The following is a 14,994-nucleotide window of genomic DNA, read 5'->3' as shown; positions in this document are numbered from 1 at the left end:
TACGATGTGTATCCCATTGTTTCCGTCCGAAGATGCCCCGCGCTGCCGCCCCGCCCGCCGACGATGACGATTCCGGCTTTCCCGCGACGATCCAGGAGCCGCTGCCCGGCGCCGCGCCGTCTTCCACCGACGAGGACGACGACAGCCCGCTGTTCCGCCCCGAGGTGATGGCCGGACGGCGTCCGCGTCTGGCCGGCGAGGTGCTGCTGGGCGCGCGGCCGCTGTGGAACGCGGTCACGCTGATCGCGCTGCTGCTGGCCGGCGCGCTGGTGCTGCTGGTCGCGCAGGGCGGCTACACCCGGCGCGCCACCGTCGGCGGCCAGCTGGTGCCGGTGCAGGGCGTGATGCGCATCGTCGCGCCCCAGGGCGCCACCGTCATCGAGCAGCGCGTGCGCGAGGGCCAGCCGGTACGCCGCGGCGAGGTGCTCTATGTGCTGGGCACCGACCGGCCGGCCGGCGCCGAGACGCTCGCCGGCTACCAGGCGCAGATCAGCGGCAGCATCGCGCAGCGCCGCGAGCTGCTCGAGGCCGAGCGCCGCCGCACCGTCGAATCGCTGGAGGCCGACATCGGCGCGCTGCAGCGCCGGGTGAGCGCGATGGGCGCCGAGCGCGGCCAGATCAGCCAGCAGCAGACCGAGCAGCGCCGCCGCGTCGCGCTGGCCGAGGAGAGCGCGCAGCGCCAGCGCCTGCTGTTCGAGCAGGGCCTGGTGACCCGCGAGGCCTGGCAGGAGCGCGAGCGCGATCTCTCCGACCAGCGCCAGCGCCTGCAGGCGCTCGGGCGCGACGCGCTGGCGCTGGCGCGCGAGCAGGCGCAGGTCGAGCAGCAGCTCGACCAGGCCCGCGCCGCGCGCCAGACCCGCGAGCAGTCGATCGAGCGCGAGCTGGCGCTGCTGGGCGAGCAGCTGGCCGACGCCGAGGCACGCCGGCGCATCGTCATCACCGCGCCGCAGGACGGGCGCGCCACGCTGCTGCAGGGCGCGCCCGGCACGACGGTCGACGCGGTGCGCCCGCTGCTGGTGCTGGTGCCCGACGACACGACGCTGCAGGCGGTGCTGTACGCGCCCAGCCGCACCGTCGGCTTCGTGCGGCCGGGCACCGCGGTCTGGCTGCGCCATGAGGCCTTCCCGTACCAGAAGTTCGGCCACCAGCGCGGCGAGGTGGTGGCGGTGTCGACCTATCCGGCCGGTCTGGACGACCAGCTCGGCCTGGCCAGCTTCGCGCCGGAGGCCGCGGGCGCCGGGGGCGGAGCGAGCGCCGAGCCGCTCTACGCGATCACCGTGCGGCTGGAGCGTCAGGTCTTCCCGGCGCTGGCGAGCGCACCGCTGCGCCCGGGCCTGCGGGTGCAGGCCGATCTGATGATGGAGCAGCGCCGGCTGTGGGAATGGATGCTCGAGCCGCTGCTGACCGCGGCCAAGGCGGTGAAGTCGTGAGCGAGAACATGGACATGAAGAGCGCCGGTGCGGGCCGGGCGCAGCTGCTGATCGACAGCCTGCGCATCGCGCTGGCGATGCGATCGCGCGTGCCGGTGGTGCTGCAGACCGAGGCGGCCGAGTGCGGCCTGGCCTGCCTGGCCATGGTGCTGGGCCATTTCGGGGTGCGCACCGATCTGCTGGCGCTGCGCCAGCGCCATGCGGTGTCGATGTCGGGCCTGAGCCTGGGCGGCCTGGTGACGGTGGCTGCGGCCGAGCATCTGGCCTCGCGCGCGCTGCGACTGGAGGTCGACGAGCTGGTGCAGCTGCGCCGGCCCTGCATCCTGCACTGGGATCTGAGCCATTTCGTGGTGCTGAAGGAGGCCGACGCGCGCGGCGCGGTCATCCTCGACCCCGCGCGCGGCGAGCGCCGGGTGAGCCGGCGCGAGCTGTCGGAGCATTTCACCGGTGTGGCGCTGGAGCTGTGGCCGGCTGAAGGGTTCCGCCCGCGCAGCGAGCGCACCCGCGTCACGCTGCCGCGGCTGATCGGCCAGGTGCGCGGCGGCGGCGCGATGCTGGCGCGGCTGCTGGCGCTGTCGCTGGCGCTGGAGGTGTTCGCGCTGGCGCATCCGCAGTTCACCCAGTGGGTGACCGACCAGGTGCTGCTGTCGCGCGACCATGAGCTGCTGACCCTGCTCGGCCTGGGCTTCGTGCTGATCACCGTGACCGAGCAGGGCCTGACGCTGCTGCGCGGCTGGCTGCTGGCGGCGGTGTCGGCCTCGCTGAAGCTGCAGTGGCGCAGCAATGTGCTGCAGCACCTGCTCGACCTGCCGGTGGCCTGGTTCCAGAAGCGCCATCTGGGCGACGTGATCTCGCGCTTCCAGTCGATCGACCACATCCAGCAGGTGCTGACCACCACCTTCGTCGAGGCCACGCTCGACGGGGTGATGGCGCTGTTCGCGCTCGGGCTGATGCTGATGTACAGCCCGAAGCTGGCCGGCGTGGCGGTGCTGGCGGTGGGGCTGTACGCGCTGCTGCTGGTGCTGATCTTCCGGCCGCTGCTGCGCGCGCGCGAGGAGGAGATCGTGCGCGAGGCCACCCAGTCCTCGCATGTGCTGGAGTCGGTGCGCGGCGTGCGCGCGCTCAAGCTCTTCGGCCGTCAGGTCGAGCGGCGCGCGCACTGGCAGTCGCTGCTGGCGGCCGAGCTCAATGCCGGCCTGCGGGTGCAGGCGCTGCAGCTGGTGCGCAGCATCGGCCGCAGCCTGTTCTCCGGCCTGTCGACGGTGGCCATCCTGTGGATGGGCGCGCAGGCGGTGCTCGCCGGCGAGCTGACGCTGGGCATGCTGCTGGCCTTCATCGCCTACCGCACCCAGTTCGACGGCCGCATGACCGACCTGGTGATGAAGCTGCTGGAGCTGCGCCTGCTGCGGCTGGACGCCGAGCGCCTGGCCGACATCGTGCTCACGCCCACCGAGACCGAGGAGCAGGACGGCCGCGCGCCGCAAGGGCTGCCGCCGCCGGGCTCGGGCCAGCCGCTCGACATCCGCTGCCAGGGCGTGCGCTTTCGCTACTCCGACCACGAGCCCTTCGTCATCGACGGCCTGGACCTGGTGATTCCCGAGGGCCAGTGCGTGGCCGTCGTGGGGCCCTCGGGCGGCGGCAAGAGCACGCTGGTCAACCTGCTGCTGGGCGACCTGAAGCCGGTCGAGGGCGAGATCCGCGTCGCCGGCGTGCCGCTGGCGCGCATCGGCCGCACGCCCTGGCGTGCCTGCGTCGGCGCGGTGATGCAGGATGACGCGCTGTTTGCCGGCACGCTGGCCGAGAACATCGCCTTCTTCGATCCGCAGCCCGACCTGGCGCGCATCGGCCTGTGCGCCGAGCTGGCGGCGATCCGCGAGGACATCGAGGCGATGCCGATGGGCCTGCACACCCTCGTCGGCGACATGGGCACGACGCTCTCGGGCGGGCAGAAGCAGCGCATCCTGCTGGCGCGTGCGCTCTACAAGGGGCCGCGGGTGCTGATCCTCGACGAGGCCACCAGCCACCTCGACCTGCAGCGCGAGGCCGGCGTCAACGCCGCGGTCGCGCGCATGGGCATCACCCGCATCGTCATCGCGCACCGCCCCGAGACGGTGGCCGCGGCCGAGCGGGTGGTGGCGCTGGAGGGCGGGCGCATCGTCTTCGACGGGCCGCCGGCGGCGTGGCTGCAGCGGGTGGCCCGGCAGGGCTGAGGCCGGGCCCGGGCCTGTCCGCAGGTCTGTCCGCAGGCCGATGAAAAGCACAAAGGGCCGCACGAGGCGGCCCTGGCAGAGGCATGAACCGGTCCAGCCGGTTCATCACCATGTTCGCGGCATCAGTGCTTCGACTTCGGCGGCTCGTGCTTGACCGGCTGGTGGTAGCTGTAGCTCTTGAAGCCGAACAGGTGGCGCAGCAGGCCGCCGAACAGGAAGAAGCCGCCCGAGACTGCCTTCAGTTCTTCCTTCTTGAGTTCACGCATGATCGTTCCTTCCGTGTGTGATGAATGAATGGTGTGGACGAGCCGAGCCGGTGCCATCCGGTGCCGGATCGGAGCGCGCTGTCCTGTGCGTTGCGCTGTGTGCAGTATTTAACGAAAGGTTACTTTTGGCAACACTCCGGCAAAGCTTAGGGCCATCAAGCACGGGTGGGCCTCAGCGCTCACCAGGTGGTGTCGGACAGGCGATGCGGGTCCAGCGTCGGCACATGCGAGCCGGTCATCTGCAGCGCACCGGGCAGCAGCTCGGCGCGGATCTGGCGGGTGGCGGGCTGCGGCTCGCCGTCGATGAGCAGCGGCATCGGCTGCGCGGCCTCGATGCGGATGCGCAGGGCCGGGCGGGCCGGCGGCTGCGCCGCGGGGTGCAGCAGGCGCTGCCAGAGCGGGCGCTGCGGCTCGTCGAGCAGGTGCAGCAGCGCGTCGTCGATCAGCACCGGGGCGATGCGCTCGGGGGCGTCGCGATCGGCCGGCGGCGGGGTGGCGTTGCACAGGCGCAGGCGCAGCACCGGCCGCGCCAGCGCGACGCGGTGCTGGTCGATCCACAGCGACAGCGGCTGATCCGCTTCGACCCGCACCAGGCCGGCGAAGTGCAGCACCGTCGCGTCGGTCTCGATCAGGCCGATGTCGACCGCGGCGGTCGGTGCATGCAGCGCATGCAGCAGGGCCTGGCGCCAGTCGAGCTGGTCGAGGTGCAGGCTGCAGGCGACCTCGTTGCGCCGGCCCGCCGGCACCAGGCCGACCCGCAAGCCACCTTTCAGCAGCGCCGGCAGCATCGCGTGCAGCGTGCCGTCGCCGCCGATCAGCACGATGCGGGTGCGCGGCGCCAGGATGCTCAGCCGTGCCCGGGCCTCGGTCACGCTGGCGGCGCTCAGCAGCGGCACGCCGGGCGCATGGTGCGCCAGCCAGTCGGCCACCGGGCGGCGCAGCTCGCCGGCCCGTCCCAGCGCGGCCAGCGGGTTGAGCAGCACGACCGCCGGCGGCGCCACGGTGCGGCTGCCCGTATCTTCAGTAGCTGTAGACGCCGCGGCCGGTCTTGCGGCCCAGCCAGCCGGCGGCCACGTATTCCTTCAGCAGCGGGCAGGGGCGGTACTTGGAGTCGTTGAACTCCTGCATGTAGACATCCATCACCGCCAGGCACACATCCAGGCCGATCATGTCGGCCAGCGCCAGCGGGCCGATCGGCTGGTTGCAGCCCAGCTTCATGCCCGCGTCGATGTCCTCCGGCGAGGCCAGGCCCTCGGCCAGCACGAAGAAGGCCTCGTTGATCATCGGGATCAGGATGCGGTTGACGACGAAGCCCGGTGCGTTCTTGACCGTGATCGGCGACTTGCCCAGGCGGGTGGCCAGATCGTGCACTGCGGCGTGGGTGGCGTCCGAGGTCTGCAGGCCGCGGATGATCTCCACCAGCGCCATCATCGGCACCGGGTTGAAGAAGTGCATGCCGATGAAGCGGTCGGCGCGCTGGGTCTTGGCGGCGAGCTGGGTGATCGAGATCGAGCTGGTGTTGGTGGCGACGATCACTTCCGGCGCCAGCAGCGCGTCGAGCTGGCCGAGGATCTTGATCTTCAGCGCCTCGTTCTCGGTGGCGGCCTCGATGACCAGCTGCGCGGCCTTCAGGTCGTCGTAGCTCGTCGAGGGCTGGATGCGCGCCAGCGCGGCGGCCTTCTGCTCGGCGGTGAGCTTGTCCTTCTTGATCAGGCGGTCGAAGCTGCCGGCGACGGTGGCCAGGCCCTTCTGGACCGCCGCCTCGCTGATGTCGACCATGACGACGTCGAGACCGGCCTGCGCGCAGACCTGCGCGATGCCGTTGCCCATGGTGCCGGCGCCGATGATGCCGACGGTCTGGATGCTCATGTGGATGCTCCCGCGAAAGTGAGAATGACGCGAACCCGAGCCGGGTTCGGAAAAAGAACGGTCGTTCGATTCTGACGGATGCCGCTCACGCCGGACTGACGACGATCACACTTCTTAGAATCATGCCCTTGTCCGCGCCCGACCGCGCGCCGACCCGATCACATCCCCCGCCATGACCGACGCCCTCAACGCCCTGTCCAAATCGTTCGAACCGTCCCCCATCGAGGCCCGCTGGGCGCCGGCCTGGGAGGCCAGCGGCGTCTACGCGCCGACGCTCGACCCGAGCAAGCCCTCGTTCTGCGTGCAGCTGCCGCCGCCCAACGTCACCGGCACGCTGCACATGGGCCACGCGTTCAACCAGACGATCATGGACTCGCTGGCGCGCTACCACCGCATGTCGGGCCACAACACGCTGTGGGTGCCCGGCACCGACCACGCTGGCATCGCCACGCAGATCGTCGTCGAGCGCCAGCTGCAGGGGCAGGGCGTCAGCCGCCACGACCTGGGCCGCAAGAACTTCGTCGCCAAGGTCTGGGAGTGGAAGCAGCAGTCGGGGGCGACGATCACGCAGCAGATGCGCCGCATGGGCGACTCGGTGAGCTGGTCGCACGAGTACTTCACGATGGACGACAAGCTCTCGAAGGTCGTCACCGAGACCTTCGTGCGCCTGTATGAGGAAGGCCTGATCTACCGCGGCAAGCGCCTGGTGAGCTGGGACCCGATCCTGAAGTCCGCCGTCTCCGACCTGGAGGTCGAGAGCGAGGAGGAGAACGGCAGCCTCTGGCACATCCGCTATCCGGTCGACGGCTCGGACGAGTCGCTGGTCGTGGCCACCACCCGCCCCGAGACCATGCTGGGCGACACCGCCGTCATGGTCCACCCCGAGGACGAGCGCTACACGCACCTGATCGGCAAGCAGGTGCGTCTGCCTATCACCGGCCGCCTGGTGCCGGTGATCGCCGACGCCTATGTGGACAAGACCTTCGGCACCGGCGTCGTCAAGGTCACGCCCGCGCATGACCAGAACGACTACCAGGTCGGTCTGCGCCACGGCCTGCCGATGCTGACCATCTTCGACCTGGAGGCCAAGGTCAGCGCGCACGAGGCCGCCGACATCCCGGCCGAATACGTCGGCATGGACCGCTTCGCCGCCCGCAAGGCGCTGGTGGCGCGCTTCGAGGCCGAGGGCCTGCTGGTCGAGGTGAAAGCCCACAAGCTGATGGTGCCGCGCTGCGCCCGCACCGGCCAGGTCATCGAGCCGATGCTGACCGACCAGTGGTTCGTCGCGATGACCAAGGCCGGCGCCAACGGCAAGAGCATTGCCGAGGAAGCGATCGAGGCGGTCGACTCGGGCGACGTCAAGTTCGTGCCCGAGAACTGGGTCAACACCTACAACCAGTGGATGAAGAACATCCAGGACTGGTGCATCTCGCGTCAGCTCTGGTGGGGCCACCAGATCCCGGCGTGGTACGGCGAGAACGGCGAGCTGTTCGTGGCCAAGTCTGAGGAAGACGCCCGCGCCCAGGCCACCGCCGCCGGCTACACCGGCGCGCTCAAGCGCGACGAGGACGTGCTCGACACCTGGTACTCGTCGGCGCTGGTGCCCTTCAGCACGCTGGGCTGGCCCGAGCAGACGATCGAGCAGGACCTGTTCCTGCCGTCCTCGGTGCTGGTCACCGGCTACGACATCATCTTCTTCTGGGTCGCCCGGATGATCATGATGACCAAGCACTTCACCGGCAAGGTGCCCTTCAAGCACGTCTACATCCACGGCCTGGTGCTCGATGCGCAGGGCAAGAAGATGTCGAAGTCGGAAGGCAATGTGCTCGATCCGGTGGACCTGATCGACGGCATCGCGCTGCCGGAGCTGCTGGACAAGCGCACCGTCGGTCTGCGCAAGCCCGAGACCGCGCCGAAGGTGCGCAAGGCCACCGAGAAGGAATTCCCCGAGGGCATCCCGGCCTACGGCGCGGACGCGCTGCGCTTCACCTTCGCGGCGATGGCCACGCTGGGCCGCTCGGTCAACTTCGACTCCAAGCGCTGCGAGGGCTATCGCAACTTCTGCAACAAGCTCTGGAACGCCACCCGCTTCGTGCTGATGAACACGGAGGGGCAGGACTGCGGCCTGAAGGACCACAGCGCCGAGGAATGCGCGACCGGCGGCTACCTGCGCTTCAGCCCGGCCGACCGCTGGATCACCGGCGAGCTGCAGCGCGTCGAGCATGCGGTCGCGCAGGGCTTCAAGGACTACCGCCTCGACAACGTCGCCAACGCGATCTACCAGTTCGTCTGGGACGAGTACTGCGACTGGTACCTGGAGATCGCCAAGGTGCAGCTGCAGGTGGCCAAGGACGCCGGTGACGAGGCCTCGGCGCGCGCCACCCGCCGCACGCTGATCCGCGTGCTGGAGACGACGCTGCGCCTGCTGCACCCGGTGGCGCCCTTCATCACCGCCGAGCTGTGGAACGGCGTGGCGGTGGTGGCCGGCCGCAAGGCGGCGGACGCGGCCGACTCGATCGTGACCGCGGCCTATCCGGTGGCGGTGCTGGAGAAGGTCGATCCGGCCGCCGACGCCTGGGTCGCGCGCCTGAAGGAGCTCGTGGGCGTGGTGCGTGCGCTGCGCAGCGAGATGAACCTGTCGCCGGCCGAGCGCGTGCCGCTGCTGACCTGCGGTGACGCCGACTTCGTGGCCTCGGCCGCGCCGGTGATCCGCGCGCTGGCCAAGCTGGCCGAGGTGCAGGTCATCCAGGACGAGGCCGCCTTCGCCGAGGCCAGCGCGCTGGCGCCGGTGGCGGTGCAGGGCGCGGCGCGCCTGGCGCTGAAGGTGGAGATCGACGTCGAGGCCGAGCGCGCCCGCCTGGGCAAGGAAGTCGCCCGCCTGAGCGGCGAGATCACCAAGGCCCAGGCCAAGCTGGCCAACGAGAGCTTCGTGGCGCGCGCGCCGGCGGCCGTCGTCGAGCAGGAACGCGCGCGGATCGCCGCGTTCAGCGAGACGCTGGCGAAGCTGCAGTCGCAGCTGCAGCGCCTGGGCTGAGTGCGCCGCTCATCGGCGGCAGCACCAGGTCGCCGAGCTCGGCCGGCATCGTGACCACCCGGTCGCCGGCCGGCTTCATCCGCAGGATCTCGTCGAGCCGTCGGGCCACGCCCCAGGCGCTGCGCAGCCGCGCCTCGCGGGTGTAGGACGCCAGCCGGGGCGTCAGCACCAGACCGCGCACGCCGTGCAGCGGGTGGCCCTCGCTGCGGGCCTCCGGTCCAGCCTGGTCCATCCACGCGGCGGTCAGGCGGCCGCTGCGCAGCACCGCGGCCAGCGCCCGAGACTCGAACAGGTCCAGCGGCGAGACGCTGGCCAGCACCAGGCCGGGCTTGCAGTCCGCCAGCACCCGCTCGCCCAGCAGGCCGGCGTAGCGCGGAAAGAAGTCGAGCTGCACGCTGACCGCATCGCTGTGGGCGAACAGCTCCTGCAGCCCGACCGGACGCACGCCCCAGCGCGCCCAATGCGCGCTGCCCGCGTGCAGCGCCGGGTCGTAGCCGATCACCTTCGTGCCCAGCACCTTCAGCAGTTCGGCCAGCCGGCGTGCGGTCGCCCCCATGCCGATCAGCCCGACGGTGCTGTGACCGAGCTCGCGCCCGCCTGCCGGCATCGACTCGCGCGGGTCGGGCCGCAGCAGCGACATCAGCGCGCCGAGCAGGAACTCGGCCTCGGCCGGCGCGGCGGCATCCGCGCAGCGCACCACCTCGACACGGGCGCGCTCGCAGGCATGGAAGTCGATGCGCTCGGGTCCGCCCACCACCCGGCCGATGGCCAGCAGCCGCGGCAGTCGGCCCAGCAGCCGCCGGTCGATCGCCACCGAGGCGGGCAGCATCGCCGCGCGGGCCTGCGGCAGCAGGTCCGCCAGCACGCGCGCGTCCTCCGTCAGGCGGGGCGCGTGGAAGACCTCATGGCGCTGCTCCAGCCAGCGCAGCACCTCGGGCTCAAGCGGTTCAGCAACAAGCAGGTCCATGAAAAGCGGCAAAACGTGAAGGATCCGTAAGCTTCGATGTTAATCAGTAGCGCGATGTATTACGGTCCCCTGATCGAGCGTGGAGATGACACCATCTCATGCCAGAATTGATCGAGAAGCCGTGCTTTTGCCGGTCAATTCAACAACTTTGGCAATCCGTTCTCTTTTCTTTGCTCCAGGGGGACCTGTCCATGCAACTCGTCAAGAAAGCCATCTTTCCGGTCGCCGGTCTCGGCACCCGTTTCCTGCCGGCCACCAAGGCCCAGCCCAAGGAAATGATGCCGGTCGTCGACAAGCCGCTGATCCAGTACGCGGTCGAAGAGGCCTACGCCGCGGGCGTGCGCGAGATGATCTTCGTGACGGGCCGCCACAAGCGCGCGATCGAGGACCATTTCGACATGACCTACGAGCTGGAGGTCTCGCTCGAGAACGCGCAGAAGCACGAGCTGCTGAAGGTGGTGCGCAGCATCAAGCCGAAGGACATGGAGTGCATCTACGTGCGCCAGGCGCAGGCCCTCGGCCTGGGCCATGCGGTGCTGTGCGGCCAGCGCCTGGTCGGCAACGAGCCCTTCGCGGTGCTGCTGGCCGATGACCTGATGATCGGCGAGCCGCCGGTGCTCAAGCAGATGGTCGACCAGTTCAACGACTGGCGTGCCTCCATCCTGGCGGTGCAGGAAGTGCCTGCCGAGCACACCAAGCGCTACGGCATCGTCGCCGGCACGCTGGTCAACGATCACCTGATGGATGTCAGCAACATCGTCGAGAAGCCCGAGCCTGAAGTCGCGCCGTCGCGCTGGGGCGTGGCCGGCCGCTACATCCTGACGCCGGGCGTGTTCCACGAAATCGCCGCCCAGCCGCGCGGCGTCGGCGGCGAGATCCAGCTGACCGACGGCATCGCCGCGCTGCTGCGCCGCGAGAAGGTCTTCGCCTACCGCTACGACGGCCGCCGCTACGACTGCGGCAGCAAGGACGGCTTCCTCGAGGCCAACGTCGAGCTGGCGCTGCGCCACCCCGAGCTGGGCAAGGGCTTCCGCGACTACCTGCGCAATCTCGAGATCTGAGGCCGCCTGCGCCTTCCCGACGCCCGCCCCGTGCGGGCGTTTTTCATGGCGCGGGTGGATGCGCCGTCAGCCAGTCGTGCAGCGCCTGCGCGGCGACCGACAGCCCGCGGTCGCGCCGTCGCATCAGGTAGATCTGCCGCGCCAGCCCGGGCCAGGCCAGCGGCCGGGTCACCAGGCCGGGGTCCTGGAACTGGTAGAGCGTCAGAGCGGGCACGATGCTCAGACCCAGGCCTGCACGAACCAGGCCGGCCACGGTGGCGAGCTGCTCGACCTCCAGCGTGGCTGGCGGCACCTGCGGGTGCAGCGCAGCCTCGATGTACTGGCGTACGCTGGAGATGCGCGACAGGTGGATGAAGGCCTCGCCGTGCAGATCCGCAGGCGTCGGCATGGGGCCCTGGGTCAGGCGATGCCCCGCGGGCAGCACCAGATGGAAGCCGTCGGTGCAGAAGGGCTCGGCCTGCAGCTCGGGCGTGTCGGCGCGTACGGCGGCGAGCGCGAAGTCGGCCTCGCCGCGCTGCACGCGCTCGATGCAGGGCTCCGACAGCACATCGGCGACCGACAGCGTGATGCCCGGCCACCGGGCGCGAAATCCCGCCAGCACCTCCGGCAGCCAGCCCGCTGCCAGCGAGGGCAGCAGGGCGATCGAGACCCGGCCGCGTTCGCGTGCCGCCAGCTCTCTCAGGCCTTCCAGCGCGGCCTCGAACTCCTCGAGCAGGCGCTGCGCCCGCGGGCGCAAGGCCGCCCCCTCGGGCGTGAGCGCCACATGGCGGGTGCTGCGGTCGAACAGGCGCAGGCCGACCTGGTCTTCCAGCCCGCGGATGAGCGCCGAGAAGGCCGGCTGCGAGAGGTGGCAGGCGGCCGCCGCGCGGGTGAAGCTGGCGCTGTCGGCCAGGGTCAGGAAGGCGCGCAGCTGGCGGGTGGACAGGTCGGTCATCGTGGTGCGAGTATTCATCTGTCATTTCGATCAATCAATTCGTGATTTCCATTTCACGAATGAGACGGGGCGCTCTAGAGTCTGTATCCAGACGACCGGGCCTTCGATCCGGTGATGGAGACGACGATGCCAGTTCCGCTGCGCATCGGTGGGGCCGCCGGCTTTTCCGGCGACCGCACCGATGCCGCCGGCCCGGTCGTGGAGGCGCTGATCGCGTCCGGCGGCCCGGCCTGCCTGATCTTCGAGACCCTGGCCGAGCGCACGCTGGCGCTGGCTCAGCTCGAGCGTCGCGCCCGGCCCGAGGCCGGCTACGAGCCCCTGCTCGACGAGCTGCTGCGTCCGGTGCTGGCGCGCTGCCTGGCGCACGGCATCCGCATCGTCAGCAACTTCGGGGCTGCGAACCCCGAGGGTGCGGCACGGCATGTGCTGCGCCTTGCCCGTGAGCTGGGCCTGAGCGCGCCCCGCGTGGCCGTGATCGACGGCGACGACCTGATGACCGGCCCGGCGCGTGCGCTGTGGCAGCCGCATGCCCACGGGCTGGACGTGGTGTCGGCCAATGCCTATCTGGGCGCTTCGGCGGTGGCGGCCGCGCTGCGCGAGGGCGCGCAGGTGGTGGTGGGCGGCCGTCTGGCCGATCCCTCGCTGGTGGTGGGCCCGGCGATGGCCCATCACGGCTGGGCCGAGGACGACTGGGACCGCCTGGCGCGCGCCACCCTGGCTGGCCACCTGCTGGAATGCGGCGCGCAGGTCAGCGGCGGCTACTACGCCGATCCGGGGGTGAAGGACGTGCCGGGCCTGGCCCGGCTGGGCTACCCCATCGCCGAGATCGACGCGGACGGCCACTGCATCATCACCAAGCCACCTGGCACCGGCGGGCGCATCGACCGCCATACCGTCACCGAGCAGCTGCTCTACGAGGTGCACGATCCCGCCGCCTACCTCACGCCCGATGTGATCGCCGACCTGCGCGAGGCCGAACTGACCGAGCTGGGCCCGGACCGCGTGCGCCTGACGGGGGTGCGCGGGCACGCGCGTCCAGCCACGCTGAAGGTCAATGTCTGTCATGCCACCGGCTGGCTGGCCGAGGGCGAGATCTCCTACGCCGGCGTGCGTGCCGGGGCGCGGGCGAAGCTGGCCGGGCAGGTGCTGCGCGAGCGGCTGCAGGGCCCGCTGCGCCTGGACCTGATCGGCGTGGGCAGCGTCTTCGGCGACGACGCCGGCACCTGGGTCGACGCGCTGGACGTGCACGGCGCGCGTGACGTGCGCCTGCGCGCCGCCTGGCGCCGCACCGAGCGCACCGAGGCCGAGCGCCTGATGCGCGAGGTGACGGCGCTCTACACCTGCGGCCCGGCCGGCGGCGGCGGCGTGCGCACCGCGATGCGTCGCACCCTGGGCACGGTGTCCTGCCTGGTGCCCCGCGAGGCCGTGCCGGCCACGTACCGATTCATCACGGAGGGCGCATGAGCGAGAACCGATCGACCGATGTGCCGCTCACCGTGCCGCTGCACCGCCTCGCCCATGGCCGCACCGGCGACAAGGGCGACCGCTCCAACATCAGCGTCATCGCCTGGGACCGTGCTTTCTGGCCGCTGATTCAGGCCCAGGTGACGCCCGAGGCGGTGGCGCGGCAGTTCGGGCACCGCCGCCCTGGCGCGATCACCTGTCATGCGCTGCCCCGGCTGCAGGCGCTCAACGTCGTGATCGATGCGGTGCTCGACGGGGGCGTGAACGACGCGCTCAACCTCGACAGCCACGGCAAGGCGCTGTCGTATCTGCTGCTGGACCTGCCGGTGCAGGTGCCCCTGGCGCTGGCCGACCGCCTGCGCCCGGCGGACTGACCGCGTCCGCCCCCGCTCGACGCCTTCCGATTCACCGCCCACGAGGAGACAAGCCCATGAACCGAATTTCCCGCCGCGATGCCCTGAGCACCCTGGCGTTGGCCGCCGCGGCCTGCCTGGCCGGCCCGGCCGCCGCCCAGACCTTCCCGAGCAAGCCCATCACCCTGGTCGTGCCCTTCGCGGCCGGCAGCGCCACCGACCAGCTCGCGCGCGCCTTGGCCCAATCGGTGGGCGAGCAGACGAAGACCACGGTGATCGTCGACAACAAGGCCGGCGCCAGCGGCATGATGGCCGCGCAGTTCGTGGCCCGCGCGCCTGCGGACGGCCACACCGTCATCATTTCCACCAACACCACGCATGCGGCCAACGAGCATCTCTACAAGAAGATGCCCTATGACCCGGTCAAGGACTTCGCGCCGCTGACCGGCCTGGGCCGGGGCGGCCAGGTGCTGGTGGTCAATCCGGCCTCGCCGTGGAAGAGCGTGGCCGAGCTGGTGGCCGACGCGCGCAAGCGTCCGGGCAAGCTCAGCTTCAGCAGCGGCAGCGCCTCCAGCCGCGTGGCCGGCGAGATGTTCCAGCAGCTCAGCGGCACCGAGATCCTGCATGTGCCCTACAAGAGCAACCCGCAGGCCCTGACCGATGTGATGGGCGGCCAGATCGACTTCATGATCACCGACACCGCCACCGGCGTGCCGCAGATCAAGGCCGGCAAGCTGCGCGCGCTGGGCTTCTCGATGACCCGCCGCAGCCCGCTGCTGCCTGATCTGCCCACCCTCGACGAGGCCGGCGTCAAGGGCTACGACATGAGCTACTGGTTCGCGGCCTACGCGCCCGCCGGCACGCCCGCGCCAGTGATCAAGCGCCTCAACGAGCTGCTCGCCACCGCCGTGCGCGCGCCGGCGGCCAAGGCTTTCTTCGAGACCTCCGGCGCCGAGGCCTGGACCAGCACGCCCGAGGAGCTCGCGCGCCACCAGGCCGCGGAGACGCTCAAGTGGGGCAAGGTGATCCGGGCTGCGGGCATCGAGCCTGAGTGAGGCTCGACCTGTGGGCCGGAACCCGTGAGGCGCGGCTGCGGCTGTGCGCTCAGCGCCGCCGCAGCAGATGCACCATCTCGCCGTCGTCCAGCGTCTGCTGCGCCAGCAGCGCGTTGCCGGTCTGGCGGCTGAAGGCCTGGAAGTCGCGCAGCGAGCCGGGATCGGTGGCGCGCACCTTCAGCACCTGGCCGCTGTCCATGTCGGCCAGCGCCTTCTTGGCCTTCAGGATGGGCAGCGGGCAGTTCAGGCCGCGCGCGTCGACCTCGCGGTCGGCGGCGGGCAGGGGGGTGTCATCGGTGTTCATCGGTGGCCTTCTGGTCGCGATCGGCCGCCGATTCTAGTGGCGGACCG

General features: G+C 70.8%; 13 protein-coding genes. 7 read left to right on the top strand and 6 right to left on the bottom strand.

The annotated features are described in order from the left end of the window. The first annotated feature begins 32 nt into the window (after window positions 1-32). Together BW996_RS05080 and BW996_RS05075 are read left to right on the top strand one after the other, a co-directional pair. Window positions 33-1,430, top strand: coding sequence for an HlyD family secretion protein (locus BW996_RS05080; RefSeq protein ID WP_037477505.1), 1,398 nt, complete (start codon window positions 33-35; stop codon window positions 1,428-1,430). Further along, entirely contained in the window at window positions 1,427-3,640 is a 2,214-nt protein-coding gene (locus BW996_RS05075) for a peptidase domain-containing ABC transporter (RefSeq protein WP_241461801.1), read from the top strand. The genes BW996_RS05080 and BW996_RS05075 overlap by 4 nt, the downstream gene beginning before the upstream one ends. A gap of 122 nt (window positions 3,641-3,762) precedes the next feature. Here BW996_RS05075 and BW996_RS21630 read toward each other — a convergent pair whose 3' ends face one another. From BW996_RS21630 to BW996_RS05065, 3 genes are all read right to left on the bottom strand, one after another. Then, complete coding sequence (locus tag BW996_RS21630) at window positions 3,763-3,906, bottom strand: hypothetical protein (RefSeq protein WP_156027800.1); 144 nt, start codon at window positions 3,904-3,906, stop codon at window positions 3,763-3,765. 179 nt (window positions 3,907-4,085) lie between these two features. Then, window positions 4,086-4,907 carry a diacylglycerol/lipid kinase family protein gene (locus tag BW996_RS05070; RefSeq protein WP_037477507.1) on the bottom strand — a complete coding sequence of 274 codons (822 nt, stop codon included), beginning with the start codon at window positions 4,905-4,907 and terminating at the stop codon, window positions 4,086-4,088. Window positions 4,908-4,926: 19 nt separating this feature from the next. Beyond that, on the bottom strand, window positions 4,927-5,775 hold the full coding sequence (locus BW996_RS05065; protein ID WP_037477509.1) for a 3-hydroxybutyryl-CoA dehydrogenase: 849 nt from the start codon (window positions 5,773-5,775) through the stop codon (window positions 4,927-4,929). A 172-nt stretch (window positions 5,776-5,947) separates the two neighbouring features. Between BW996_RS05065 and BW996_RS05060 the strand changes: the two genes are divergently transcribed. Beyond that, entirely contained in the window at window positions 5,948-8,809 is a 2,862-nt protein-coding gene (locus BW996_RS05060) for a valine--tRNA ligase (RefSeq protein WP_037477510.1), read from the top strand. Here BW996_RS05060 and BW996_RS05055 read toward each other — a convergent pair. Continuing rightward, window positions 8,760-9,776 carry an NAD(P)-dependent oxidoreductase gene (locus BW996_RS05055; protein ID WP_037477512.1) on the bottom strand — a complete coding sequence of 339 codons (1,017 nt, stop codon included), beginning with the start codon at window positions 9,774-9,776 and terminating at the stop codon, window positions 8,760-8,762. The two genes, BW996_RS05060 and BW996_RS05055, sit on opposite strands and share 50 nt — an antisense overlap. 191 nt (window positions 9,777-9,967) lie before the next feature. Here BW996_RS05055 and galU point away from each other — a divergent pair, with 191 nt between their 5' ends. Next, window positions 9,968-10,837 carry a UTP--glucose-1-phosphate uridylyltransferase GalU gene (gene galU / locus BW996_RS05050; protein WP_175619090.1) on the top strand — a complete coding sequence of 290 codons (870 nt, stop codon included), beginning with the start codon at window positions 9,968-9,970 and terminating at the stop codon, window positions 10,835-10,837. 43 nt (window positions 10,838-10,880) lie between these two features. Here galU and BW996_RS05045 read toward each other — a convergent pair whose 3' ends face one another. After that, window positions 10,881-11,789: a LysR family transcriptional regulator gene (locus BW996_RS05045; protein WP_241461802.1), complete on the bottom strand. Its 909-nt coding sequence runs from the start codon at window positions 11,787-11,789 to the stop codon at window positions 10,881-10,883. A gap of 108 nt (window positions 11,790-11,897) precedes the next feature. Here BW996_RS05045 and BW996_RS05040 point away from each other — a divergent pair, with 108 nt between their 5' ends. From BW996_RS05040 to BW996_RS05030, 3 genes are read left to right on the top strand one after another with little or no spacing between them, the layout of a single operon-like run. Then, window positions 11,898-13,235 carry an acyclic terpene utilization AtuA family protein gene (locus BW996_RS05040; protein ID WP_037477591.1) on the top strand — a complete coding sequence of 446 codons (1,338 nt, stop codon included), beginning with the start codon at window positions 11,898-11,900 and terminating at the stop codon, window positions 13,233-13,235. Beyond that, window positions 13,232-13,609 carry an AtuA-related protein gene (locus BW996_RS05035; RefSeq protein WP_037477516.1) on the top strand — a complete coding sequence of 126 codons (378 nt, stop codon included), beginning with the start codon at window positions 13,232-13,234 and terminating at the stop codon, window positions 13,607-13,609. Before BW996_RS05040 ends, BW996_RS05035 begins: the two co-directional genes overlap by 4 nt. Before the next feature lie 56 nt (window positions 13,610-13,665). Next, a complete protein-coding gene (locus tag BW996_RS05030) occupies window positions 13,666-14,643 on the top strand; it encodes a Bug family tripartite tricarboxylate transporter substrate binding protein (protein WP_037477518.1) in 978 nt (325 codons plus the stop codon). A gap of 49 nt (window positions 14,644-14,692) precedes the next feature. Here the strand turns inward: BW996_RS05030 and BW996_RS05025 are convergent, their stop codons facing one another. Further along, entirely contained in the window at window positions 14,693-14,947 is a 255-nt protein-coding gene (locus tag BW996_RS05025; RefSeq protein WP_051631445.1) for a sulfurtransferase TusA family protein, read from the bottom strand. Between the last annotated feature and the right edge of the window lie 47 nt (window positions 14,948-14,994).

Origin of the sequence: Sphaerotilus natans, from assembly GCF_900156335.1 — a bacterium.
GTDB classification, from domain to species: domain Bacteria; phylum Pseudomonadota; class Gammaproteobacteria; order Burkholderiales; family Burkholderiaceae_C; genus Sphaerotilus; species Sphaerotilus natans.
Note: the sequence above shows the minus strand (reverse complement) of the source record. Positions and strands in the feature narration are given on the sequence as shown.

Bases quoted from the DNA above. Each gene is read 5' to 3' on its own strand.
- BW996_RS05080 (WP_037477505.1), top strand. From the start codon at position 33: ATGCCCCGCGCTGCCGCCCCGCCCGCCGACGATGACGATTCCGGCTTT.
- BW996_RS21630 (WP_156027800.1), bottom strand. From the start codon at position 3,906: ATGCGTGAACTCAAGAAGGAAGAACTGAAGGCAGTCTCGGGCGGCTTC.
- BW996_RS05065 (WP_037477509.1), bottom strand. From the start codon at position 5,775: ATGAGCATCCAGACCGTCGGCATCATCGGCGCCGGCACCATGGGCAAC.
- BW996_RS05060 (WP_037477510.1), top strand. From the start codon at position 5,948: ATGACCGACGCCCTCAACGCCCTGTCCAAATCGTTCGAACCGTCCCCC.
- BW996_RS05055 (WP_037477512.1), bottom strand. From the start codon at position 9,776: ATGGACCTGCTTGTTGCTGAACCGCTTGAGCCCGAGGTGCTGCGCTGG.
- galU (WP_175619090.1), top strand. From the start codon at position 9,968: ATGCAACTCGTCAAGAAAGCCATCTTTCCGGTCGCCGGTCTCGGCACC.
- BW996_RS05045 (WP_241461802.1), bottom strand. From the start codon at position 11,789: ATGAATACTCGCACCACGATGACCGACCTGTCCACCCGCCAGCTGCGC.
- BW996_RS05040 (WP_037477591.1), top strand. From the start codon at position 11,898: ATGCCAGTTCCGCTGCGCATCGGTGGGGCCGCCGGCTTTTCCGGCGAC.
- BW996_RS05035 (WP_037477516.1), top strand. From the start codon at position 13,232: ATGAGCGAGAACCGATCGACCGATGTGCCGCTCACCGTGCCGCTGCAC.
- BW996_RS05030 (WP_037477518.1), top strand. From the start codon at position 13,666: ATGAACCGAATTTCCCGCCGCGATGCCCTGAGCACCCTGGCGTTGGCC.
- BW996_RS05025 (WP_051631445.1), bottom strand. From the start codon at position 14,947: ATGAACACCGATGACACCCCCCTGCCCGCCGCCGACCGCGAGGTCGAC.